Source organism: Vagococcus elongatus, assembly GCF_003987645.1.
GTDB lineage: Bacteria > Bacillota > Bacilli > Lactobacillales > Vagococcaceae > Vagococcus_A > Vagococcus_A elongatus.
Window position 1 is genome coordinate 1 of the sequence record NZ_NGKA01000018.1, and the last position, 25,769, is coordinate 25,769.

Annotated in this window: 21 protein-coding genes; 6 read left to right on the forward strand and 15 right to left on the reverse strand. The window is 38.5% G+C overall.

Translation table 11 applies throughout. The features are described 5' to 3' along the window. Positions 1-257 precede the first annotated feature (257 nt). Together CBF29_RS10620 and CBF29_RS10625 are read right to left on the reverse strand one after the other, a co-directional pair. Positions 258-1,349, reverse strand: a complete 1,092-nt coding sequence (locus CBF29_RS10620) for a M24 family metallopeptidase (RefSeq protein ID WP_126809706.1) — start codon at positions 1,347-1,349, stop codon at positions 258-260. A 126-nt stretch (positions 1,350-1,475) separates the two neighbouring features. Then, entirely contained in the window at positions 1,476-2,837 is a 1,362-nt protein-coding gene (locus tag CBF29_RS10625; RefSeq protein WP_126809707.1) for an APC family permease, read from the reverse strand. 535 nt (positions 2,838-3,372) lie between these two features. On the opposite strand from CBF29_RS10625, the gene CBF29_RS10630 reads away from it, so the two are divergent. Genes CBF29_RS10630 through CBF29_RS10645 form a run of 4 tightly spaced genes read left to right on the forward strand, consistent with a single transcriptional unit; the run spans position 3,373 to position 8,436 of the window. Further along, entirely contained in the window at positions 3,373-4,686 is a 1,314-nt protein-coding gene (locus CBF29_RS10630; protein WP_126809708.1) for a PTS sugar transporter subunit IIC, read from the forward strand. An 18-nt stretch (positions 4,687-4,704) separates the two neighbouring features. Beyond that, positions 4,705-5,718 carry a LacI family DNA-binding transcriptional regulator gene (locus CBF29_RS10635; RefSeq protein WP_126809709.1) on the forward strand — a complete coding sequence of 338 codons (1,014 nt, stop codon included), beginning with the start codon at positions 4,705-4,707 and terminating at the stop codon, positions 5,716-5,718. Beyond that, on the forward strand, positions 5,718-7,058 hold the full coding sequence (locus CBF29_RS10640) for an alpha-L-fucosidase (protein WP_126809710.1): 1,341 nt from the start codon (positions 5,718-5,720) through the stop codon (positions 7,056-7,058). The genes CBF29_RS10635 and CBF29_RS10640 overlap by 1 nt, the downstream gene beginning before the upstream one ends. 4 nt (positions 7,059-7,062) lie before the next feature. After that, on the forward strand, positions 7,063-8,436 hold the full coding sequence (locus tag CBF29_RS10645; RefSeq protein ID WP_126809711.1) for a glycoside hydrolase family 1 protein: 1,374 nt from the start codon (positions 7,063-7,065) through the stop codon (positions 8,434-8,436). A 175-nt stretch (positions 8,437-8,611) separates the two neighbouring features. Here CBF29_RS10645 and CBF29_RS10650 read toward each other — a convergent pair whose 3' ends face one another. The 7 genes from CBF29_RS10650 to CBF29_RS10680 form a co-directional block, all read right to left on the reverse strand. Continuing rightward, positions 8,612-9,235 carry an MBL fold metallo-hydrolase gene (locus CBF29_RS10650; protein WP_126809712.1) on the reverse strand — a complete coding sequence of 208 codons (624 nt, stop codon included), beginning with the start codon at positions 9,233-9,235 and terminating at the stop codon, positions 8,612-8,614. A 71-nt stretch (positions 9,236-9,306) separates the two neighbouring features. After that, complete coding sequence (locus tag CBF29_RS10655) at positions 9,307-10,077, reverse strand: MerR family transcriptional regulator (protein ID WP_211334283.1); 771 nt, start codon at positions 10,075-10,077, stop codon at positions 9,307-9,309. A 91-nt stretch (positions 10,078-10,168) separates the two neighbouring features. Beyond that, complete coding sequence (locus tag CBF29_RS10660; RefSeq protein WP_126809713.1) at positions 10,169-10,972, reverse strand: pyruvate, water dikinase regulatory protein; 804 nt, start codon at positions 10,970-10,972, stop codon at positions 10,169-10,171. Between the two features lie 3 nt (positions 10,973-10,975). Next, complete coding sequence (locus tag CBF29_RS10665; RefSeq protein WP_126809714.1) at positions 10,976-11,614, reverse strand: helix-turn-helix transcriptional regulator; 639 nt, start codon at positions 11,612-11,614, stop codon at positions 10,976-10,978. Between the two features lie 336 nt (positions 11,615-11,950). Next, positions 11,951-14,566, reverse strand: coding sequence for a pyruvate, phosphate dikinase (gene ppdK, locus CBF29_RS10670; RefSeq protein WP_170170051.1), 2,616 nt, complete (start codon positions 14,564-14,566; stop codon positions 11,951-11,953). A gap of 315 nt (positions 14,567-14,881) precedes the next feature. Beyond that, the gene (locus tag CBF29_RS10675) at positions 14,882-15,502 is read right to left on the reverse strand and encodes a 50S ribosomal protein L25/general stress protein Ctc (RefSeq protein ID WP_126809715.1); all 621 of its coding nucleotides are present in this window, start codon (positions 15,500-15,502) and stop codon (positions 14,882-14,884) included. A 295-nt stretch (positions 15,503-15,797) separates the two neighbouring features. Next, a complete protein-coding gene (locus CBF29_RS10680) occupies positions 15,798-16,352 on the reverse strand; it encodes a TIGR01440 family protein (protein ID WP_126809716.1) in 555 nt (184 codons plus the stop codon). 463 nt (positions 16,353-16,815) lie between these two features. Between CBF29_RS10680 and CBF29_RS10685 the strand changes: the two genes are divergently transcribed. Further along, positions 16,816-18,555, forward strand: coding sequence for an ABC transporter ATP-binding protein (locus tag CBF29_RS10685; protein ID WP_126809717.1), 1,740 nt, complete (start codon positions 16,816-16,818; stop codon positions 18,553-18,555). Then, the gene (locus tag CBF29_RS10690) at positions 18,556-20,304 is read left to right on the forward strand and encodes an ABC transporter ATP-binding protein (protein WP_126809718.1); all 1,749 of its coding nucleotides are present in this window, start codon (positions 18,556-18,558) and stop codon (positions 20,302-20,304) included. Between the two features lie 86 nt (positions 20,305-20,390). On the opposite strand, the gene CBF29_RS14155 is transcribed toward CBF29_RS10690, so the two are convergent. The 6 genes from CBF29_RS14155 to CBF29_RS10720 form a co-directional block, all read right to left on the reverse strand. Next, complete coding sequence (locus CBF29_RS14155) at positions 20,391-21,950, reverse strand: glucosaminidase domain-containing protein (RefSeq protein WP_126809719.1); 1,560 nt, start codon at positions 21,948-21,950, stop codon at positions 20,391-20,393. A gap of 422 nt (positions 21,951-22,372) precedes the next feature. Next, the gene (rsmI, locus tag CBF29_RS10700; protein WP_126809720.1) at positions 22,373-23,251 is read right to left on the reverse strand and encodes a 16S rRNA (cytidine(1402)-2'-O)-methyltransferase; all 879 of its coding nucleotides are present in this window, start codon (positions 23,249-23,251) and stop codon (positions 22,373-22,375) included. Between the two features lie 64 nt (positions 23,252-23,315). Continuing rightward, positions 23,316-23,657, reverse strand: a complete 342-nt coding sequence (locus CBF29_RS10705; RefSeq protein WP_126809721.1) for a DNA replication initiation control protein YabA — start codon at positions 23,655-23,657, stop codon at positions 23,316-23,318. Beyond that, positions 23,657-24,478 (reverse strand): PSP1 domain-containing protein, encoded by an 822-nt coding sequence (locus CBF29_RS10710; RefSeq protein WP_126809722.1) that lies wholly within the window; start codon positions 24,476-24,478, stop codon positions 23,657-23,659. Before CBF29_RS10710 ends, CBF29_RS10705 begins: the two co-directional genes overlap by 1 nt. Positions 24,479-24,489: 11 nt before the next feature. Next, positions 24,490-25,425 (reverse strand): DNA polymerase III subunit delta', encoded by a 936-nt coding sequence (gene holB / locus CBF29_RS10715; RefSeq protein WP_126809723.1) that lies wholly within the window; start codon positions 25,423-25,425, stop codon positions 24,490-24,492. Positions 25,426-25,427: 2 nt separating this feature from the next. Further along, a complete protein-coding gene (locus tag CBF29_RS10720) occupies positions 25,428-25,760 on the reverse strand; it encodes a cyclic-di-AMP receptor (protein WP_126809724.1) in 333 nt (110 codons plus the stop codon). Positions 25,761-25,769: the final 9 nt, after the last annotated feature.

The following is a 25,769-nucleotide window of genomic DNA, read 5'->3' on the forward strand; positions in this document are numbered from 1 at the left end:
GAGTTCGTTTGGTGTAAGATGGGTGTAGGTCATTTGTACTCACTCCTTATAATTCTTTGGATGGAACTATCTTGAGTGTAGCACAGATGACTTTTTTTATTTGTCTAGCTTAATTTTACTATCGGCGCCAATAAAAAACCATCGTACTTATGCTGTGCTCTAAAATAAAATTTCTAGAACACGACATATAACGACGGTTTACAATTATTTTTTAAAATTTTAACCTTTTGCTATTCAGAAATCCCCTAATTCCAAAACTATTTATTTTCCCCTACAATCATCAGATCTTTTGGAAAATGATTGAGATTTTCATAGCCAGTTTCAGTTGCCACCACCAAATCTTCTATGCGAACACCTACTTCACCTGGCAAATAAATCCCCGGCTCGATAGAAAAAATCATTCCCGGTGCCACCACTGATGTATTGACTGCGGAAACATCTCCTGCTTCGTGACACTCAAGTCCGATAAAATGACCTGTGCGATGAGTAAAGTATTCCCCGTAACCTTTTTCTGTAATGTAATCACGGGCCGCCCCGTCAATGTCAGAAAATTTAACACCGGGTTTGACTGCTTCAATCGCACGGCGGTTTGCCTCCAAGACAATATTATAAATGTCCCGGTGCCGGTCGGAAACAGATTGGTAGAAAACAGTGCGGGTCATATCAGAACAGTAATCATTTTTTACCCCGCCGATATCCAAGATAATACTATCCCCTTCAGTCACCACACTGTCATCTGTCATGTGATGAGGGTCAGCACCATTGGCTCCGTAAGCAACAATGGGATCAAAGGAAACACCAGAATTTCCTAACTGTCGATAAATTTCTTTCAATCTATCAGTCATTTCTAGTTCTGTTAATTTCTCCGGTATTAAAGCGATCAACTGTTTCATCGCCTCATCGTTATCTTTAGATGCTTCACGCATCAATTCAATTTCCTCTGCCGACTTACGAGCTCTCACCGCATCAGTAATGTCGGAACCAAGTGCGATTTCCCCGATTTCCTTCTTCATCACTTTCATTAGGGCAATCAAAAAATGAGCCGGCCAAACTTTGTCCACAGCAATCCCTTGGGTTTCATCTAAATATTCAGATAGAATACCAACCCCGTCATCTGTATCATCTAAATAAACGATTTTGATACCTAACTCATTATTAATGGTAAAGAGTTTGTTTAGAAATAAAACATGTTCTCCGTTAGCTTTTAACATCAGAACTAGCAGACGTTCTCCCGGGTGAATCCATTCCCCCGTCAAATAAAATATTGTGGTAGGATCAGAAACCAATAACTGGCTTACTTTTTTTTCAGTCATTTTAGCTAAAATATTGTGTAATCTTTCTTGATTCAACGTAATGCCTCCTAAATTTTATTCATCTATCATTAGTTTATCATATTGCGCATTTTATATGGGATTTTGGCACTTTCAATTTCTGTCTCCATCAACAAAATGCAAAAAACTTCAGGTCTAACATCCCTAATCCCTGAAGCTCCTTTTCCCAAATGTCTTTTTCCTGTAATAAATAAAACCAGTTAGACTGACTATAAAACAAATGCCAATAAAAATCGACACGCTGACAGGATTACTGATAATGCCGCCTAAAACGATAATCAAACTGCCTAGAACTCCTAAAACAGGGGACAACAACCCTTTAAATACACTTTTTACTTCTTTTTTCCAATACATCTGAATGATTTTTACGTACAAAACAGGGTAACAAATATAGCCGAAAATAATAGCAATCTCGCTAATGTCTCCACCGGGGATAAGATTCATCTTCTGAGTCAAATAATGAATCAGCATCCAAAATATGGAAAAGAACAATGAAATATAAAAAGAGTTCTTCGATAATTTCTTTTTCATATCTACTTCGCCAACTTCTTTAGCGAAAGGAATCATATTTTTCGTAGCTAGAGCTTGAGGCATTCGCAAGTTACCGATCGTCAGTCCGTTAGTCACCCCTAAAACTGAAACGACGACAAACGATAAGATAATTGCTCCCCCTCGTTCTCCCAATAACAGTCTGCCCACATCATAAATCGCTTGATCTCCGACTTGCAAAATATACTCTGCCCCAAGAATTCGATTGATTCCTAAAAAATAAAGGACATAAACAGTCAAAACAACGGTCGGTCCAATAATCAGCGCTAAGGGCATATTGCGTTTTGGATTTTTTATTTCATTCGTAATGCTTGTAGCAACAGGCCAGCCATCATAGGAAAAAGCTGTCGGCGCCAGTGCTGCAAGCCACAACCAGCCCGACGAGTTAGTCGTAGCAACTTGCCCGCTAGTCTCTAGTGCAACGTCCGGCTGCCAAAACATACCTAATAAAGCAACACCAGCTAAAGGAATCAGCTTGACATAAGTGGTAATAATTTGAAAATTTCCCCCAAGTCGCAAAGATAGATAATTCATACCATAAATAAGTAATAAATAAACTGCTCCCACTAAAATCTGTCTTTCAAGAGTGGAGGTGACACCCAACATCATCAGTGTATAAATGCCTGCCGCCCACGAAACCACTACGTTTATTGAAGGGATGTATAAAAAAGTCTGAAACCAGCCAAAGGCGCTGGCAATCTCAGGAGAAATAAAATCTTCAAAATACCCAACCAGTCCCCCGTTTTTTTCTGTCCTCACAGACAATTCTGTCAAACTCAAACTCCCAAAGATGATGCTGAAGGCACCTAAACATAACACGACCACCCCCAGAGCAACATCTCCTCCAGTGTAACGTAAAATGTCATCTGCTTTGAAAAAAATTCCTGAACCGATACAAATACCGACTATCATAGTAATAGCGGTCATCAATCCATAGTGATGCTCATTGTTTTCCATCTAATTCTCCAAATTCTGTTTTTAGTCATAAAAATTATAACACACCTTGGAAAATATCATCTATCTCATCACAGAAATCGAACCTTCAGTGTAAATTAGCGATTTCCTCTGTGGCTTAAAGTCTCTTTCGTTGGCTTAAAACAAGAAAGTTCTGCTGGACAATTTTCCTTTTGTAACAATTTTCCCCACTAATAAGAGAAATTCTCTGTGGATTATTTTGTTTCTAATACAAAGACACCTCTCGAAGTATCTTGATAAAACTTACTAAGAACAAAGGGACTACCTGAGAAAATGAGATTCAAAAAAATTATGAGAGTTTCCTCCGTTCTATTTCGATTAAAACAAAAGCAGTCATAGAAAATCGCTGGATTAGCACAGAATAAAAGGAGTTCCTTTGAATCATCAGGATTAGAGTGCCCTGTCCAGTTTGATTCAACAAATAATTGTTATTTAAAAATAAATGTTGCAAACGAATTCAAATTGTGCTTTAATGAACTTGAATCGATTCAAGTAAAAAGAGAAAGTAGGAGTAAGTATGTCTTTTACAGATAAGTTAGGTAGTTGGTTGATGCCTTTTGCATCTAAAATGGCAAATCAAAAACATTTGGTCGCAGTACGTGATAGTTTTATTGATATTATGCCAATTATCATGGTGAATTCTTTATTCATATTATTAAATTCATTGGTATTTTCAAACATTAGCAGTTTAAATTTCCTATCAGACCTGGCTTTCATGGTAAATAATGGCACCATGGGGGTTATGACTATATTTTTAACTTTTATCATTGGCTATCGATTAGCTAATCATTATATTAACCAAGGGGATATCGAAGCAAAATTTTTAAATCCTATTCATGCTGGAATCTTGAGCTTGGCATTAACACTGATTATGTTCCCTTTAATAAACCCTGTTACACCGATTGGTTCTGAAGAAAGCGTTGAAGTATATGGTGTGTATTTACAATCTCTTACTTCATCTGGCGGTATGTTCGTGGGGATTATTGCAGCATTACTTGGAACAGAGTTGCTATTAAGAATTTCCAAAAACAAAAAATTTAGAATTTCAATGCCTGAAGGTGTACCACCTGCTGTATCAGACTCTTTCAATTCATTGATTCCAGAAAGCTTAGTTATCATAATATTTGCAACACTTACTTTTGCTTTTGTAAAAACAACTGATTCAACTGTTCCTGCTATTATTGAAAAAATAATATCTGCACCTCTTCAATATGCAATGGAATCACCTTTAGGTCTAGTTGTGGTACAATTATTTACACAAGTCTTTTGGTTTTTCGGACTACATGGACAGAATATTGTCTCATCAGTAACATCTCCATCTATGTTAACAGCAATCCAACAAAATGTTGATGCTTTTGCTGCTGGTGATGTTATTCCAAATATCGTTACAAACCCCTGGATTGGGATGTATACGTTACTTGGAGGGACTGGTGCCATTTTACCGTTACTGATTGCCATATTCATTGGGTCTAAACGAAAAGACTACCGTGACATAGGTAAAATCGGTTTGCTTCCTAGTATCTTCAATATCTCCGAGCCTGTAATGTTTGGAATACCTGTAGTAATGAATCCTTTTTTTGTTATTCCATTCATTTGTATTCCACTAATAAATCTAGGGATTGCATACCCGCTAACTGCACTTGGTTTAGTTGCTAAAAGTGTTGTAATCCCACCTTGGATATTACCTCCTATCCTAACGGCTTGGGTGACTACCGCTGGTGATATTCCGGCAACTCTACTGTCTGCCGCACTGTTTATACTAGATATATTTTTATACTTACCCTTTGTGATAGCTAGTAATAAAGCAATAAAAACTGATAAATTAAATTAAATAAAAGGGGTCATAATGATGGCGACAATACAAGAAGTTGCAGAACATGCTGGTGTATCTGTTGGTAGTGTTTCAAGGTATTTAAACGGTCATAAACTTAGGGAAGAAAATGTCAAAAAAATTGAAGCAGCAATCAAAGAATTAAACTACACAGAAAATTTTTTCGCTAAAGGTATGAAAAGTAATCAAACCCGTTCAATTGGTCTACTAATAAATAATATGCAAAGTAATTTCAGCGCTTCTCTTGTTGCTTGGATTGATGACATTTTAGAACGTCATAACTATACAATCCTATTATCCAGCTATCGAGATGACCCTTCTCGTATTGAACAAAAAATTGATTATTTCCGCTCTAGGTCAGTAGAAGGATTAATTGTAGTCGGAATAGAAAAGGATTGGGAACAAGTTTCCATGCTGAATCAAATAGATATTCCCATTATTTCAATTATTACCCCCTTAGATTTACCTAGAGTGGATTCAATAATTGTCGATAACCGTGTCAGTACAGAAAAAGTTATCAGTAAAATGATCGATCTAAATCACAACAGAATTGGAGTAATTGCAGCTCCTCAAACGGATTATGTCTCAAGAGAAAGACTCCAAGGTGTCTTTGATGCTTTTAAATCTCACAACAAAGTCTTACCTGAAGAATTAGTCTTTTATGGGGATTATTCCAAGGAGAGCGGGTCTCGAGGTATGGATTACTTGCTATCGCAAGAGACGACAGCAGTTTTCGTTTGTAACTATAATATGTCTCTTGGAGCTCTGCAAAGAATTCATGAACAAAAGATAGAGATAGGTAAAGATATTTCATTCGCTAGCTATGATTATTTTGATGCAAGCGACATCTTTTCACCAAAATTAACGGTCATAAAACAACGTGTTGCCGAAATTGGCTCTTTGGCAGCTGATCGGATATTAGAAAAAATCAGAAATAACAATCGACTCAAAGAACAGACGCTAATTGTCGCTAACGATATTTTGTGGCGAGACTCAATTGTTAAAATAAAAGATAAAAATGAGGATATATAATGAGTAAAATAAGAAATGATATCGAAGAAAATCACGACACAGCACGTGAGACCTACTCTTCATTATCTACTACCTTAAAAGATAAAATTGAATGGTTTAAAGACCAAAAAATTGGGGTTATATTCCACTGGGGTCTGTATTCCTTGGCTGGGATCGTTGAATCTTGGCAATTATCTGAAGAAGATGATTGGGCAAGAAAAAAGCCATGGCGAGATGATTTGAATTTGTTAAGAAGAGATTACTGGTCTTTAAACAAGTCGTTTAATCCTAAAAATTTCGATCCAGCCTCTTGGGCTAAACAATCCAAAAATGCTGGCTTCAAGTACATGTTATTTACAACCAAACATCATGACGGCTTTAATATGTATGACACTCAGTATTCTGATTATAAAGTGACTGATAAGTCTTGCCCATATTCCGATAATCCTCAAGCCGATATTTTTGGAATGGTTGCTAAGTCATTCAGGGAAGAAGAGTTATCCGTTGGTGCTTATTATTCTAAAGCCGATTGGCACAGCCCTTTTTATTGGGTACCAAATCAACATCCAAAGGGGAGATATGCGAGCTACAACCCAATTGAAGAACCTGAGACTTGGAAAAAATTTAATCAATTTGTTGAAAATCAACTCACTGAAATTTGTCAAAATTATGGAGATTTAGATATTTTATGGCTAGATGGAGGTTGGGTAAATTCAGCAAACAATGAATATTTAGAAATGGAAACCATAGTTCCTAAATTACGTGAAACACAACCTGACCTACTAGTAGTTGATCGAACTATAGGTGGAGATTTTGAAAACTATGTGACACCCGAGAGAAAAATACCCGAAGTTTTACCTGCAAAAGCTTGGGAAAGTAACATCCCTTTAGCTAAAAATTGGGGATATGTTCCAAATGATCAATATAAATCTTTCTCTGAAATTTTGGAAACTGTCGTTCGAGTTGTTTCTTTAGGTGGAAACATCGTCCTAGGTATTGGCCCCAAACCTGATGGTTCTCTACCTGAAGAAGCTCAAAAAATTATGGATTCATTGGGTGAATGGCTATCAGTTTATGGCGAAGGGATTTATGGGACACGGCCACATAGCATCCATTCAATTGATGAATGGCATTTCACCAAAAAAGAAAATTTATTATTCGCCTTTCTGATACCTAACAAGGAAGAAAAACATCCGTACACTTTAAATTTAAATGAACTTAACTTGAATCAAAAAATTAAAAGTTGCCATGACATGTACACGGAACAACCTTTAGAAATTATTTCAAATAGTGTCACTGTTTCAAACCTTAATCACGAGATTATCGGAATCAAATTCAACCTAGAAAATGAGGAAAAATAATAACATGCTTAAATTTCCAAATGATTTTTTTTGGGGTGCTGCAGCTTCAGCCCCCCAAACAGAAGGTTATAGTCTATCTAAAGGGAAAAGCCCATCTACTTGGGATCAATGGTTTAAGCTATCACCAGAAAAGTTTTATCAGAATCAAGGACCAACGGACACATCAAACACTTATGAGCTATATGGCGAAGATATTCAGCGAATGGCTGAAATGGGAATGAACTCATATCGTACATCTATTTCCTGGTCCAGATTACTACCAGATGGCCGGTCAGTAAACACTGAAGCTGTTTCTTTTTACAGAGCTTATTTTAATAATTTAAACGCTAATGGTGTTGAGCCAATCATCAATCTTTTTCATTTCGATATGCCTTGGTGGCTAATGGAAAAAGGTGGTTGGGAAACACGAGAGTCTGTGGAAGCTTTTACTTTTTATGCGAAAACATGTTTTGAACTTTTCGGCGACATCGTTAAGTATTGGACAACATTTAATGAGCCGATTGTCCACATAGAATGTGGGTATTTGTACGGCTTTCATTATCCAGCAATTCAAAATTTCAAAAAGGCTGTGCAGGTGGGATATCATACTTTGATAGCCCACACATCAGCAGTTGAAGCTTTTCGGAAATCTAAAAGAGAGGGAAAAATTGGAATTATTCTTAATATTTCCCCTTCGTATGCAAGAAGTGAAGCTGAAAACGACCAAAAAGCAAAAGAAAATGCCGATTTATTGAATATCAAAAGTTTTCTTGACCCTTGTGTTTGGGGAGAAATTTCCCAAGATTTGAAAATTCTCTTAAAGGAAAATAACCTTTTACCTAAAACACAATCAAATGATATCCATTTAATTTCTCAAAATACTGTAGACTTCATAGGATTGAATTATTATCAGCCAAGAAGAGTTAAAGCACCCGAAGAATATAATACCCCAGCTAAAATGCCAGAAGATTTTTACGCTCCTTATGACTGGCCCGGAAAAAAAATGAATGTTTATAGGGGATGGGAAATTTATCCGAAAGCTCTGTACGATGTGGCAATAATGATTAAAGAAGAATATAAAAATATTCCTTGGTTTGTGTCAGAAAATGGTATTGGTGTTTCAAATGAAGATCGCTTTATGGATGAAAATAAAGTAATTCAAGACGATTACCGAATTGAGTTTATACAAGATCACTTAAAAGAACTCCATAAGGGAATTAAGGATGGCAGTAATTGTTTCGGCTATCACGCATGGACTTTTGTAGACTGTTGGTCTTGGCTTAACGGGTATCGAAATCGTTATGGCTTTTATCGAGTTGATTTAGAAAACAACTATGCCCGCTCTTTGAAAAAAAGTGGTCTGTGGTATAAAGAACTGATAAAGAATAATGGTTTTTAAATTTTAATCTCTAAAGTAAAATTCCTATTCAGTTAGATTATTGTTTGTTTACAGAACGCAGCACACAGATTCTTTCAATTCAAAGACTTTAGCCATTAAGAGAAGTCATGTAAAAAAGATGTATAATATGCAAAAAAGAAGCAGGACGAATGTATCGACCTGCTTCTTCTTTTAATTATTGAAAAAATGGGTTGTGTTTTTTTTCAAATCCAATAGTACTAGATCCACGATGACCGGGATAAATTTTATAATTTTCTGGCAAGGTAAATAATTGCTCGCGAATGCCGTGAATCAACACTCGGCTATCTCCAGTGGGCAAGTCACTGCGTCCCACGCTACCGGCAAACAGAGCATCCCCGGTCACGACAAATCGTGCCTCAGGAAAGACAAAGCTGACACCGCCTTGCGAATGTCCCGGTGTATGACGCACTTCAAAAGTCATCTCTCCCAAAGTGTATTCTTTCAGTTCAAATTCAAACTCCGCAGGTTCGCAAACAATCATATCCATCGGGCGCAGTCCCGACAAGTTAAGGTTAGGATCAGTCAGCCAGCCTTGCTCTGAAGGATGAACATACACCGGAATATCGTAAGTGCTGCGAATCTCTTCTAACGCTCCGATGTGATCGTAATGTGTGTGTGTCAGCAAGATGGCCACCGGTTTGCGATTCAAGTTGGCAATCATTTCTTTGATTTTTCCCCCATCTTCCCCCGGATCAACGATAAGAAGACTTGTCTCATTATAAATAAAGTAACAGTTAGCCTCTACTGGTCCTGTGACCAATTGCTTGATTTGTATCATTCATTTGCTCCTTCAACAATAGTATTTATTTAAGTATAACGAATAAATCAAACTCTGCCAACTGTAAACGATTAAGCATAATGATGAATAACATCCCGTAAAAACCTTGCCGCCCCCTCGACGGTACGCTCATCATAGTAACAGGTAAACTCCTCCGATTCAACGTACATTTGTGCCACACCCTTATGACTTTCTGCGGAATATCTTCCCCAAGCTTGGCTTATCCAAGCTTTATGCAAACGGAAGATTTTTTCTGCTTCAGTTGAAGGGATGTTAATTTTTTGATGTTTGCTCAGTAGCTCAAACAATTCCTTTTCTACTTCTTGTCTTTCTTGATAATCTTTTTCCGACATATTTAAAAATTGGCGGTTGGATGCTTCGACCTGTTTTTCACCATATTTTTCACGAATTTCTTTACCGTAGTTCTTTTCGTTGTCTTCCAGCTGTTGTTTCTTGAATGCTTCAAATTTTTGCTTGTCTGACATATTAATCCTTCCTTCTTTTTCCATAATTGATTGGTCTACTAAATCAAGTAAACGGTCAAACTGTTCCCGCTTTTCCAGTAATGCTTCACGATGCTTTTTAAGCAAGGACAGATAATGACCCTCCTCCTGATTTAATAGCGACTGGATTTGTTTCAAGGGCATCTCCAATTCCCGTAAAAAAAGTATATGCTGCAGCTTTTCTACTTCTTCTTTTCCATAAATACGGTAACCAGACGAATTGATTTTTTTAGGCGGCAATAACCCCACTTCGTCATAATAGCGCAGGGTACGAGTCGTCACTCCTGTTAATTGCGCAAATGCTTTAATCGTATAGTCCACTGATGTCAGCCCCTTCATTTTCCAATCTGCTTACACTATAAAGGATAACGTAACGTTAATGTCAACAAAAAAGGAGAAACAATTTTTGTTTCCCCTTAGATATTTTTGTTTACTTCTTACTTAATTCCTCAATAAACGCCGCCGTTTCTTCAATAGAACGATTGTCGACATGAATCACAGTGGCATTTAATTTTTTATAAACATCTTCTGCGTACAGAACTTCTTCACTGATTCTTTCAAGGCAAGCATATTGCGAATCAGCATTCAAGCCTAAGAAATTCAGACGAGCTTTCCTGATCTCAACCAGTTTTTCCGGTTCTGCTGTCAAACCAATCAACTTCTCTGAAGGCACGTCCAGCAACTCTTGAGGTAAGGGCATCTCCGGAATCAAAGGCAGATTAGAAATTTTATAAGATTTATTTGCCAAATACATACTTAGCGGCGTTTTAGACGTACGGGACACACCCAAGATCACAAAATCAGACTGCAAGAACCCGCGAGGATCCTTTCCGTCATCATACTTTATCGCAAATTCTATGGCTGCCACACGATCAAAGTATTCTTTATCCAACTTATGCAGTGCGCCTGGCTGCTCCATGGCGGTAACACCGGATTTTCTTTGGACTATTTCTGTCAATGAAGACATATAATCTACATATTCCAGTCCTGTCCGAGCTGAAAAATCCTGAAGTACCTTAACCAACTGACTATTTACTAGCGTTGCAACAACAATAGCCTTTTCCTGTAGAGCATCTCTTAAGATTACTTTTAATTCTGCTTCATCTGTCACAAAAGGGTAACGTTTAAATTCTGAATCAGTCACACTCGGAAACTGAGCCATTACCGCTGATATCATTTTTTGAGCTGTCTCCCCTACAGAATCAGATATGATAAATAACGTAATTTTCTTCATTCTCTATACCTCTTTATTTTTTTCTATTTGAAGCCCAGCCTCAATAAAATGAGTGAGCAATTTACTTTTAGAAATCTTTCCGACAACTTTTTGCGAATCATCCGTCTCTACTACAGGCAATGAATCAACTTCCTGATGTACAATCAAATAACCTGCATCCACTACTCTTTCTTCTGGTGTGACTGTAATAATATTCGGCGTACGTGTCATGATAATAGCCACCGGCGATGTATCAATATTGGGATTGTTCAATGTGGCGCGAAGCAAATCCTTTCGTGATAATAAACCGACAAAGTGGTCATCATCATCAATCACATACAAACTGCCTGCATCGTGTAAAAACAAATCCGTCACTGCATCCTGAATGCTCGTCGTCTGTTTTATCAGTATCGGAGGCACCATGATATCACCAATTTTTTTATGATACAATTCTTCAAACAATAAGGGTTCAATTGTTTGTCCCGAGTAAATATAGCCGACTTTCGGCCGAGCATCTAAAATCCCGGTCATAGTCAATAAAGATAAATCACTCCTTAAAGTAGGCTTGGTCAACCCTAATCTTTTAGCAATCTTATCCCCACTGATCGGCTCATTTTCACGGACGATTTTAATTATTTCTTTTTGTCTCGTTGTTAATTCCATTCTCATTACCTCGTCCTATTCATATTAATTCTATTATATATGACGTTCTAATAAAATACAACACAACTTAATATGTAGATTAAAATTTTAATAAAACTCAACTCGATCTCTCATTTTAGCAAAAAATCATTTGTTCTTCTATCTGCTGCAAATTATCCTGACTGATACCAGATATTAAAATTTCTTAACGTGCCATTAAGACTGTGATTCATTTCTGCTCTATTCTTATCAAATGTGATTTACTTTGGTTAGCCGTCTGAAAAAGCTTACAAAAAATCACGAGACATCTAGCAAATCCAAAAATGTCTCGCGATTTTCTCCTGTTTTGTGATTAAGTTATTTCATAATGGCAGCCTGAGCTACCGCCAGACGAGCAATCGGTACCCGGTAAGGAGAACATGACACATAATTCAGACCTAACTGTTGGAAAAAGGCTATAGAGGATGGGTCTCCGCCAACCTCACCGCATACTCCGATTTTCAGATCAGGTTTTACTTGTCGTCCTCGTTCTACCGCAATTCTCATCAACTCGCCAACACCTTCAACATCTAATTTTTGGAAAGGATCTGCCGGGAGTAGCTTTTTTTGCTGATAAGTCGTAATGAATTTTCCTGCATCATCCCGGGAATAACCGTAAGTCAACTGTGTCAGGTCGTTCGTACCAAAACTGAAAAATTCGGCTTCTTCAGCTAATTGATCCGCAATAAAACATGCCCGGGGAATTTCTATCATCGTCCCTATCGTATAATCAAGGGTAATATTTTCTTCAGCAATAATTTTATCAGCCACTTGAATCAGCAATTCTTTTAAAATGGTCAGCTCTTTTTTTACCCCTACTAGCGGAATCATAATTTCAGGCGCTACGTTTATCCCTTTTTTAACTAAACCGCAAGCGCTTCGGATGATTGCTTCCACCTGCATCTCATAAATTTCCGGGAACGTCACCCCTAAGCGGCAGCCCCGGTGCCCTAGCATTGGGTTCGTCTCCATCAAACTGTGAACTCTTTTCTCCAGATAGTCTTCCGTTAATTCGAGTTCCTTGGCTAATTGCCGGATTTCTTCCGCACCATGAGGTAAAAACTCATGTAAAGGAGGGTCAAGTAAACGGATAACGATAGCTTTTTCTTGGGTAATATTGAAAATATTTGTAAAATCTTCAATTTGAATCTCCAATAATTTTTTCAAAGGGGCTTTACGCTGTGCACTGTCCCCAGCCAAAATCAGTCGACGCATTTCCGTCAGACGCTTGCCTTCAAAAAACATATGCTCCGTTCTTGTTAAACCAACGCCCTGAGCCCCAAAAGCAAAGGCTGTGGTTAAATCTTTAGGTGTTTCTGCATTTACACGAACGTTTAAATCAGCCACCTCATCCGCCCAAGACATTATGGTTTTAAAGACGGAACTTTCCTCCGTTTTTTCCATCTCCAACTTTCCTAAAAATACGATACCATTACTGCCGTCTACCGAAATGAAGTCTCCTTCTTCAATGACCCCGCCATCGAAAATAATTGAGCGTGCAGCTTCGTTAATTGTTAAATTAGCACAAGCGACCACGCAGCAAATACCCATGCCCCGGGCGACTACCGCAGCGTGGGAAGTCATGCCGCCGCAACTCGTAACAATAGCATTGCTCACTGACATCCCTTCCACGTCTTCAGGGGATGTTTCCCGTCGAACTAAAATTACTTCTTCCCCATCTTCAACATATTTTTTTGCCTGACCCGCATCAAAGACTACGCGTCCAGTAGCCGCACCTGGGCTGGCTGGCAATCCTCTAGCCACCTCCTGGGCAGTTTTGGCAACCTCCTTGGAAAAAACAGGATGAAGAAGCTGGTCGATCATCTCAGGTTTCAAATGCATCAAAGCTTGTTCTTTTGAAATCACCCCTTCTTCTTTTAAATCATAGGCAATCTTAAAAGCCGCCGCAGCTGTTCTCTTACCGCTTCGGGTCTGCAAAACAAATAATCGCTCTTCTTCAATAGTAAATTCTATATCTTGCATATCTTGATAATGATTTTCTAATAAGTCAGCTATTTTTATAAATTCTTCATAGGCTTTAGGCATTTTTTCAGCCAACGTATCAATTGGTTCAGGAGTTCTGATACCCGCGACCACATCTTCACCTTGTGCGTTAATAAGATATTCACCAAAAATATGTTTGTCCCCGGTTGCCGGACTTCTGGTAAACGCCACACCTGTGCCGCTCTTTTGACCGCTATTGCCAAAAACCATTGTTTGAATATTCACTGCAGTGCCTAGGTCATCTGCAATCCCGTGAAGACGGCGATAAACTTGCGCCCGGTGATTATTCCAAGAACGGAAAACGGCTTCTACCGCCATAAACAACTGGTCGATAGGTCCTTGAGGGAATTCTTTCTTGACGGATTCCAAATAAATTTCTTTAAAAACTTTTACTATCTCTTTTAAATCTTCTGCAGTCAACTCATTATCAGAAGCATAATTATTTTTTTCTTTCACATGGGTCAAATACTGCTCGAAGCGTTGACTCTCGATTCCAAATACCACTTCACCGAACATCTGCAGTAAGCGTCTGTAACAATCATAAGCAAAACGTTCATTCTGAGTTTGTTCAGCTAAAGATTCCACTGTCTTATCATTTAGTCCTAAATTTAATATCGTATCCATCATTCCGGGCATCGAATACATTGATCCGCTGCGTACCGATACCAATAAAGGTTTTTCAGTGTCATCAAATTTTTTACCGCTGGAGGATTCCATGTGTTTTAAGGCTGTTAAAATCTGCGACTTTAAATCTTCTGTCAAGTAATGATCCTGTGTCAGATATGTCATACAAGCTTCAGTGGTAATGGTAAATCCTTCCGGAACGGGTAAGCCCAGCTTTACCATCTCCGCTAAGTTCGCCCCTTTCCCACCTAATAATGGTTTCATTTCAGCATTTCCTTCAGAAAATTGATAAACATTTTTTTTCAATTTTATTCCCACCTTTATTAAGATGTGTTAAACCTTTATTAATACTATATAATACGTCTTATATAAAATCAATAGGCGTTTTATTTGTTTGGAGATAAATTTATATTAAAACTGCTTATCACGTAAACCAGCCAAAAAATTCATAGCAAACAAATTTCATTGCCTTCGCTATACATGAACAATTTTTCCGCAAATAAAAATAGAGAAAACATTGTCATAACAACATTTTCTCTATTTCTGATTTTATACTCTCTTACTAGCCAAAAAAACTCCCTGCCGAGGCAACTGCCCTCAGCAAGGAGTAAGAATCAAAAATTAGTCTTCTTGTTCTTTTTCAGTGATTACTTCTGGTTCTGCTACAGCTTCTTCATCTGAAGGCTCTTCTTCAACAGCCATTTCTACAACTGAAGCAACTTGTTCTTCCGGATCAGTGATGATAGTATAATCCTCATGTTTTGGAATATCAGCAACTGAAATAGATGAACCGATAGCCAAACCTTCAACGTTGACTTCAATACTTTCAGGCAATTTGTCTGGTGTTGCTGAAACTGTTGCAGTATACAACGTTTGAGTCAAGACACCGCCCTCTTTGACACCGACTGGCAAGCCTACTAAGACGATTTCAGCTTCAACTTCTTGTTCTTCACTCATATCAACAGCCAAGAACTCTGCGTGAACCCATTCATTAGTAAATGTATCTGTTTGTGTTCTATGAAGCAATGTTGGGATTTTTTCTCCGTTCAATTCTACATAGTAAACAGCATTCACACCGTTTTCTCGAAGTGCTTTTGATAAGGCTGGTCCATCAATAGAGATTGCTGTGTTCTCGATTTTGTTTCCGTAGACTACCCCTGGTACTTTTCCTGCTGTCCTTAATTGTTTACGAATAGAACGTGGACGCAACGCTCTTTCTTCTGCATGTAAAACTACTGCCATTTTCTGTTTCCTCCTTGGTCATATAAAATAAGCTTCAATGGTTTGTCGTTTGACAGGAAAATCCTGCAACAAATACCCACTAAAGCTTCACCTATAGTTATAGAGAGTTCCTCCTCAAAAAGAGGGGGCGAGTGTTTCCACTTAAACAAAAACAATTTCTCACTTTTGCTTGCTCATCATGATTACTTGACAGATTACAGGTAAAGCCCATTCTCTCAAGAAATCACACTATAGTATAAGCTTATAGCCCCCATCTTACGATAATATCCCCTCAAAGTCAAATACTCATATTTTTTTATTCATAAACCGCCCGGGCACCACCGATAAGTTTCGGCCTTGACCCAAGAGCTGTGACATGTGCTTCTCCCAAAAATTTCTCTTTCGGACGGATGGGGACTGCAACATGTTTGATGTGCATGCCTATAGCCGTATCCCCAATATCTATTCCCGCTTTAGCCACGATATGTTCGACTTCAACCGGGTCATTAAATCGATTGAATGCTGCCAGAGAACAAGACCCGCCTGCATGAACAGCCGGAATTACCGATACTTCTTCAAATTTTTCAGCTTCCATTACCGTCCTTTCAACAACAAGGGCACGATTGATGTGCTCACATCCTTGAACAGCAAAATTAATCCGATAATTTTCCAAAACTTCCAGCATGGCTTCAACAATCACTTCGCCAACTTCTAAACTAGAGTTTTTCCCAATGACCCCGCCGATGACTTCACTACTGCTGCACCCTAAGACAAATAGCTCTCCCGCCTTGATGTTTGATTTTTCAATCACATCCTCGGTCAAAGATGTCACGTCTCTGCTCAACTTGTCTAAATCAATTGTTTTGTTCATCTCGAACATCCCCTCTTTTATTTTTACTCATACTATGACTGTCGAATACCTTCTGTTTCAAAAGTCAAACATCACTTATCCGATCAAATGCTTTTATGCGAACAACTTCCCTAAAGCATCTGCCTCGCGAAGCTGATGATGTTTCTAAACTTTTATGGATGATTGCCACAACTTCGTTTCTGATACCCAGATTGACAGATTAAAAATGGGTTTTATACTTAAAAAGCAAACCATCCCTCATGTTATTTTAAGATAAAAACATCAAACTTGTTTCTATGATTTTTCACGGCCATCTAGACACTTTCCCTTTGAAACACGAGCAAGCTGCTAATACTTTCTGCCTTAAGAGTAACATAAACACGGAGCCTTTTCATGGATTTCTCCTTGTAATTATTTCTGCTCTTTGAAATCAGATTAGGTTGTCGTACAATAGGAAGTAGTTTTATTTTTTAGGGAGGAAAACATGGTTCGATTACTAAAATATTCAAAAAAATATAAAAAAGAAATTCTCTTGGGACCCTTCTTCAAATTGCTGGAAGCCATCTTTGAACTCTTTCTGCCTTTATACATGGCAAAATTGATCGACCAAGGGATTCGACAAAACGATCTGACATATATTTGGCAGACCGCAGGAAAAATGTTTTTAATGTCTTGCATTGGATTAGCTTGCGTCATGATTTGCCAGTATTACGCGTCCATCGCTTCACAGGGATTTGGCACGGAATTACGCCGAGTAGTTTTCCAAAAAATCAATCAATTTCCCCATGCTGAACTAGACCTTTTCGGTACTGATACGCTGGTTACGCGTATGACCAACGACATCAACCAATTGCAGCTTGCTTTGGCTATGTTGATTCGTCTGGTAATAAGAGCACCTTTTTTAAGTATCGGCTCTGTCATTATGGCCTTCTACATTCACCCGAGGATTGCCCTTATTTTTGCTATTGTACTGCCGGTATTCTTTTTTATTCTGGTCTTTTTAATCAAGCGCACCGTCCCTTTATTTCGCAGAGTACAAAAAAATATGGACCAGCTGACACGCAATATTCAGGAAAATCTAGTTGGGATTCGTGTGATTCGAGCGTTTGTCAGGCAAAGGTCACAATCAAAAAAAATCAGCCATACTAGTGAGTCTTTGGCAAAAAACAGCTTAAAGGCTGCTAATATTTCAGCTTTACTTAATCCACTAACAATTCTGATTATGAATTCAGCCACTATTCTTCTTCTTTATGTCAGCGGGGATGCAGTGAATATCGGTTCTCTCAACCAAGGAGAAGTGGTGGCCTTGGTCAATTATTTAATGCAAATGCTGCTGGCACTTATCATCGTCTCTAATTTAGTTGTTATTTTTACACGTGCTGCCACCTCAGCCAGCCGAATTAATGAGATTTTGGATACAAAAGAAACATTGACTGATTCTCCCGAAACGCAGATTCAGCTAACCGACCACGCAAAGAAGGACAAAATAATTTTCGAAAACGTCTCATTCAAATACCCTCGTCAAAACGGCTGGACGCTTGAGAATATCACTTTTGAATGGGGCATGGGAAAAACGCTTGGCATCATCGGGCCTACCGGAAGCGGTAAATCCTCATTGATTCAATTACTTCCTAAATTTTACGATTATGCAGAGGGAAATATTTTTCTTTTCGGAAAAAATATCGGCGCTTATCCTGTTTCTGAATTAAGAAATAAGATACGTTTGGTGCCGCAAAAAGATACGTTGATTTCTGGAACGATTCTCAGTAATCTGCAATGGGGGAAACAAGATGCCACAGAGGAAGAAGCTTGGCAGGCTTTAAGAATTGCTCAAGCAGAGGAGTTTGTCAGAGATTTAAAAGAAGGTTTAAACAGTCCGGTCGTCGAAGGGGGAGAAAACTTCTCTGGGGGACAAAAGCAGCGCTTGGCTATCGCCCGTGCAGTGATCAATCAGCCTGAGATTTTGATTTTAGATGACTCTTTAAGCGCTTTGGACTATCGCACGGACCTTGCGCTAAGAAAAAATTTAAAAACTCAGTTGCCTAATACAACCAGTCTAATTGTTTCTCAGCGAATCAGCTCTATTCGTCAGGCTGACCACATTTTAGTTCTTGACAATGGAAAAATCGTCGGGCAAGGCAAACATCATGAACTGATACAAACAAATACTGCTTACCAAAAAATTGCAGCATCTCAAGAAAACCAATCTGCGGAGGTGAAATAGATGGAGAATCAATGGACTTTAAGAAAATTTTCCCATTACCTTCTGCCTTATAAATGGCCGCTGCTTTCTGCTTTTTTATTTGGCATTATCGGTGGAGGCAGTTCTGTCTTGATGACCTACTTGACAGGGAAATCTATTGATAAAATGCTTGGAGAAGGTCAGGTCCTGTTTGCAGAACTTTATTCTGTGTTGACTTATTTTGCACTTGCCATTCTGACTGCTTCATTGACCCAGTGGTTCATCCAAAGAATTGCCAATCACATCAGTTATCAAGTTGTAGATGAAATTCGAAAGGATACCTTCGACAAGTTAAATCACTTGCCCCTTCACTTTTTCGATACCCAGTCCATAGGGGATATTACTAGCCGTTTCACCAATGATTTAGATTACGTTGCTGAAGCAATGATTTCAATTTTTAATAATATATTTTCAGGCATGACCATCGTCATTATTTCGCTCATCACTATGCTGAATTTAAATATCACCTTAACCCTTGTGGTTCTGCTGACGACGCCTTTTATGTTTTTTGTCACGTGGCTCATCGCTCAAACCAGTCAAAAAAGATTTTTGGAACAACAGGAAATCGTGGGAAATATTTCAAATTATGTAACAGAAATCGTTGGAAATCAAAAATTGGTGAAAGCTTTCCAGTATGAACACGTCAGCATGAATGAATTTGATAGTCGAAACGAGAAACTTTATGGCGTAGGTCAAAAGGCCCAACTGGTTTCTTCTCTGACAAATCCTCTATCACGATTTATTGACCATCTTTCTTATATTGCCATCGGATTCACTGGAGGCTACTTAATTTTGAAGGGACATCCGTCGCTGAGTGTGGGGATTTTAAGCAGTTTTATCATTTACTCTAGCCAGTTTACAAAGCCATTCATTGAACTTTCTGGTATCACGCCGCAAATTCAATCTGCTTTAGCCGGCTTGACAAGAGTTTTCAAAATCATGAATCATAAGAACGAACCTGATGACAGTCACTTGCCGGATGTGCCTGGGAAAATCCATGGGGAAATCGAGTTTCGCAATGTTAATTTCTCCTACCAAAAAAATCAACCGTTGATTCAAAATTTTTCTCTTAAAGTTACTGCAGGCGAAACTATCGCTATTGTCGGGAATACCGGTGCAGGTAAATCCACCTTAGTAAATCTGTTGATGAGGTTTTACGATATTGATGCCGGCGAGATTTTATTAGACGGCAGCTCCATCAGTCATTATCGCAGAGACTCCTTGCGCCGCTCCTTTGGGATGGTGTTGCAGGATACATGGTTATTTGACGGCACCATCAGGGAAAACTTGACATTCGGCAACTCCGAGGTAACAGAGGAACAACTAATAAGTGCTGCAAAATCAGCTAAAATCGACCGTTTCATTGAAAACTTGCCTCAGAAATATGATACGCTCATTGGAAATAACGGTATCAGCATCTCAGAAGGTCAGCGGCAATTACTGACAATCGCCCGTACCATGATTGCTAACCCGCCCATGTTGATTTTAGATGAAGCTACAAGTTCAGTGGATTCATTGACCGAACTCTCCATTCAAGAAGCTTTTTTAAAGATGATGACAGGTAAAACCAGCTTCGTTATCGCCCATAGACTTTCGACCATCAAAGAAGCCGATCGAATCTTAGTCATGAAAGACGGCCAAGTGGTAGAAATCGGCACCCATGATGACTTATTAGCAAATAAAAACGGCTTTTATTACCAACTCTACCATGCCCAATTTGCTGAAGTCTAAACTTCGAAAATTGAAAAATAAAACGAATGAGTGAGATGTTTGATAAACAAAACACCTTGCTCATTCGTTTTTATCTGTTCTGACTTTTAATCTAACGGAATATAGGGATTTTCAATTACTAGAACTTGTCCTTTAATCAGTATGCTATCTTCCAATCCATTCCACTCAACAAGCTCTTTTAATGGCACTTCTGTCTGTTCCGCAATTGATACAAGCGTATCTCCCACTTTGACTTGATACGTCTTTGCATCTTTAACTTGGCTGCTGCCTAACTTAACAACCTTCTCACCCTCAAAACTAGCCGGCAGGGCACGTGTCATAGAGTAGGCAATCTGACGTGCTTTTAACATTGCTAATTCTTGCTGACGTTTTTTTTCAATTTTTTCGTTCTGTTTTTCTTCTTCGCTAAGCGCCGGATTCTTTTCAGCCGAATCATCCGTGTCATCTTTTTTGTTCTCATCGATTCTCTCACGTTTTACAACAATTAATTCATTTTCCACTAAGTCTTTTTGACTCTGGATGTCATTTAATTCTTTAAGTTTATTGATAGTCGTTCCATAAGTCTTGGAAATATCCCATAGTGTTTCATTGCCCATCACTTTATGACGAGTGACGCGGACTTTTCTAACTATTTTTTGAGCATGATCATACTCGTCCAAATCATAGGCAGAAATCAAGCCATTTAATTTTTGATTATAGAGCGTATCTGTAGCGTATCTTCCTGTCAAAAAAGCCGTGGCATCCTTATAAGAATCAGTATGACTTTTGCGTGCACCTGTATAGAAACTAGTATTCAACAGTTTTGCATAGTCTTCTAAAGATTCTTTATAGGACGGATATTTTCTAAAGGAGGCTTTAATCATATACATGGCACCTTTGCCATCATCTTCAAGTGTTGACATTTCAACACCTTTACCTCTAAAAGTACCTTTGATGCCAAAAAGATTATAGTTTGGCTGGCGTGCCAAAGCACTATTTCCAGAAGCACTCTCCAATATCGCTTGAGCAATCATTACTGAAGCATATAAATCATGTTCCGCAGCTATGACCCTTGCCTCGTTGCCGATTTCTTGAACAAACTCTTGTGTTGTCTGATTTTTCCCGAAAACGATACTTCCCTCTTTGTCGATAGATTGAGAAATATCATCGTCCCGTCCCCTATCATTAGTACTTGGATGAGTTGTTTCTTTTCCATTCACATCCGTGCTTGGGTTTGCACCGCTATCGATATTTGAACTAGAATCTGTACTCGAATCAGAGCTGCCAGTATCTGTACTGCTGCTATCGTCGGTACTACTAGAGTCGCTAGTCTCCTCCGAACTACTTGAGTCGCTGTCTGATACATCTGTGCTTTCTGTTTCCTCTGGTTCGATGTCAGAAGGGGGATTATCAGTGCTTGGTTCTGATGGCACATCAGAGACTTCGGGTGCCGTCTCAGCAGGCGATTCCTCTGGCCCATCTAGATTATCCTCTCCCGATTTCCCAGCCTCGTCGGCCAACGTTTGAGAATTAAGCCCGGATAAATTAGTTTCTTTTGCAAACGCAATAGAACTGACGGTAGGTGCCACCGCTGAAAACAAAAGGGTCCCTACCCCGACACAAGTATAAATGCACTTAAAGCATATATTTTTGCCGTTCTTGCCCACAAATCCTCCTCCTCATCTATACAAAAAGCAGTCATTTGCATCTATTTTTATTTTTTCCAAACTGCTAATAAACTATAATAGACTCCTTATCCTAAGCAGATATAACGTTTTCAAACAATCCCGATTTGCTCTCTTACTTTCAATTTCTTATCCCTCTGCCTTATTAATAAGTTTCGTCATAATAATTACTTTCATCTTAAAATATGCTTCTTTTCAAAATAATCATCATATATATAATCTCTTTACTTCCAATAAAATAATTATCAAAAAAAGAATATTTCTTCCGATGCCTGTTATTAAATAACACGACATTTTAATGCTATCTTATAGTATATATTATATCACAATCCTTTGATTAAAGTAACGTAGCTTTTAAAAATCAAAGGCCTAAAACTGCCTTTGATCCAGTAAATATATTCTAATCAAATGTTATGATACTCTTTGTAAACTTCTTGTTTTTTGAGCCCTCTAAGCTTAGCAACTTCTTTGATTGCCTCTTTAGAACTCATATTGTTTTTTTCTTCCAGTAATTCGACGTGCGCTTTGATACTTATTGCCTCGAAACTTTCTGATAAAGTTTCTTTTTCTTCCAAAGTACTTCCGCCGATCAGAAGACAACATTCTCCCTTAAGCTCCTCATTTTCGGCTATGTTCAGCACTTCGGTTAGGGTCCCGCGGATATATTCTTCATGAATTTTAGTCAACTCGCGGCACAAAACGACTGGGTGATCCTGAGGATAAACTTCCAGCATATTTTTCAATGTATTTTTGACCCGATAAGGCGATTCATAAACAATCAACGTTTCTTTGCGAGTCGATAATTCTTTCAAATATTTCTTTTGCTCGCTTTTTTTCCGCGGCAAAAAACCGATAAAGGTAAATTTTTCAGCAGAGAGTCCGGAAGCAATTAATGCCGTCACCCCTGCTGTCGCTCCCGGCAAGGAAATCACTGGGATATTTTGACGGATACACGCTTGGACTAATTCATTTCCCGGATCACTGATAGAGGGCATACCTGCGTCACTGACTTGAGCAATCGACTCGCCCCTCTCAAGCTTTTCCAGAAATTCAGGAATTCTTTTTTGGGTATTATGTTCATGAAAACTGATTTGATTCGTTGAAATATTGAAATAATTTAAAAGCTTTTGCGTATTTCTCGTATCCTCACTGGCGATCCAGTCAACATCTTTTAATACTTTTAAGGCTCGAAAGCTGATATCTTCCAAGTTGCCAATAGGAGTGGGAACCAAGTACAGTGTCCCTGTCAACGAATGGTCTTTATAACTTTTTTGACGATTCAATTATTTTTCCTCACTTTATTCATCATGATAAAAAAGTTGAGATAAATGATTATTTATCTCAACTTTATTTTCTTTCTCCATAAATAACATCCAAACAAAAAGCACATTCCTCATCGTTTTCTCTTCGCGTGCCATAATATATATTGCAGACGTGAAACCCTTCTTCATAGATATTTTCTAAATTCATGCGAGATTTTGATAATCCGTGTTTTTCATCTGTCGACTCCACTTGTTCCCGCTCCAGCTCAAGCAGCCGTTCACGAAGATGCTTATTTTCCACTTCCAAACGGACATTTTCTTCAATAACGGTGTCCAAAGATGTTTTCATTTCACTCAAGCGCAACATCATATGTTTAAGATCATTTTCAAAATTTGAAAACTCGTCATGTAACATTCGTTTATCCATCAAGATCTTCCTTTGGTTTTAAGTACTTTTATTTCATCGTGATCAAAATTTATCGCCATTTCTTGGTGAAACAATCTGACTTTTACTATCCGATCTAATAAATTCAACCCCACAACTTTTCCTTTGCCTTCTGGCGTTTCTACTTCATCACCGAAATCCGGCAATTCTTTTTTTGCTTCTTCATATAAATCATTTTCGTATTTCAAACAACACATCAGCCGGCCGCAAAGACCAGAAATTTTTGTCTGATTCAATGAAAGATTTTGATCTTTAGCCATCTTGATCGACACAGGCATAAAATCACCTAAAAAAGTAGAACAGCATAGCTGACGACCACAAGGCCCAATCCCACCTAATATTTTTGCCTCGTCTCTCACACCAATTTGTCTCAGTTCGATTCTGGTTTTGAAAACGGACGCTAAATCACGGACCAATTCACGAAAATCAACCCGTCCTCCTGCTGTAAATTGAAAGACCATCTTCGCACGGTCAAAAGAATATTCCACATGGACTAATTTCATTTCCAACCCATGTTCCTCGATTTTTTTTCTAGTGATCCCAAAAGCATCTTTGGCATCTTGAACATTTACTTCCTGCTGGTGCAAATCCCTATCAGTTGCTACACGAATTACCGGCTTAAGACCTTCTGGCAAGTCCTCTTTTGCTATCTCTTTACTGGGAATGGCAACATATGCCAACTGCTTGCTTTGTTCCGTTTCAACTAAGATTCGCTGATTAAATTGATAATCACTATTTTTTTGAGCTAAAAAATAATAAATTTGTCCGGCAGGTCTGAATCTCAATCCGACTACTCTAGCCATGTATCTTCACCTCATTTACCTACGATTTTAATAACTAATTGTTCCAATGTTGCCTGAAAAGCTACGTTAAAGCGCCATTTTTCTTGGCACGACAAGACTATTGCCAACCCTTCAGACAATTCCTCCTTGTGCCACTTCTCGACTCCGGGGAATTGCTGTTGGTCAGTTACTGTCAGCAGTTGATGAAAATAGGCAATCAGCAAGTCATATAATGTTTCCTGTTGCTTCTTGTCACGACACATCTTCACCAAAGACTGCTGTACGAAAACAAACGCATAAGGATCTTTCCTGACTAAATACTGGACCCATTTATCCATGAGTTCTTTTAACTCATTAAACCACTGATCTTGATATAATGTCAAAGCTCTATCCAAATCATTAGTTAATTCTGACAACAAACTTGCCATCATCGGCGGAACACCCTCGTCTGTCAACGCATTCTGCAAGACCGCAAGTGAAAAGGGCGTAAAATGCAAGATTTGACATCTGGATTGAATCGTGGGCAAGATTTGTTCTTTATTTTCAGTGAGAAAAACAATTTGCAGTTGTCCTGTGGGTTCCTCAATAAATTTTAGCAAACTATTGGCAGACTGTACCGTCATTTTTTCCGCCTGTTCCACTATCAAAAATTGCTTGGACTGTTCCAAACCGCTTTTTCCTAAATAACTTTTGATTGCTGCCACTTGACTGATTTTAATACTCTGACCGTCAGGCTGTAAAAAATGCACATCTGGATGTTCCTCTGCCAGCACCCTTTGACAGTTATGACAATGGCCGCAAGCTATTGGACCATTCTGACAAAAATATGATTGTGCCAGCCATTTCGCCATTTCTTTTTTGCCAGTCCCTTTTTCCCCTTCAAACAAAAGGGCATGGACTAGTTGTCCTTTTTCAATACTTTTTCTAAGCATTTCCCAAATTCTAGGTTGTTTTTCTTGAATAGACATGATTAGTAACGATGAAAGCTTTCTACTGGCATTACGAAGACCGTTGCTCCGCCGACTTGTACCTCAATAGGACGTCCTCCCATATATGAGTCGATAGATGTGTCCAAATGTATCGGTGCCGTCAGATACTGTTCCCTAGATTCACAAGTATCTTTGATGAGTTTCAACACTTCATCCACTCGTTCGTCTTCGATTCCCACGATGAACGTGGTGTTGCCTGATTTAAGAAAACCACCTGTCGTCGACAATTTTGTCGCCCGCACATTGGCATCAATAAATTTATTGGACAATCTTTGACTATCCTTATCCTGAACAATCGCTAATATCAGTTTCATCGTCATTCC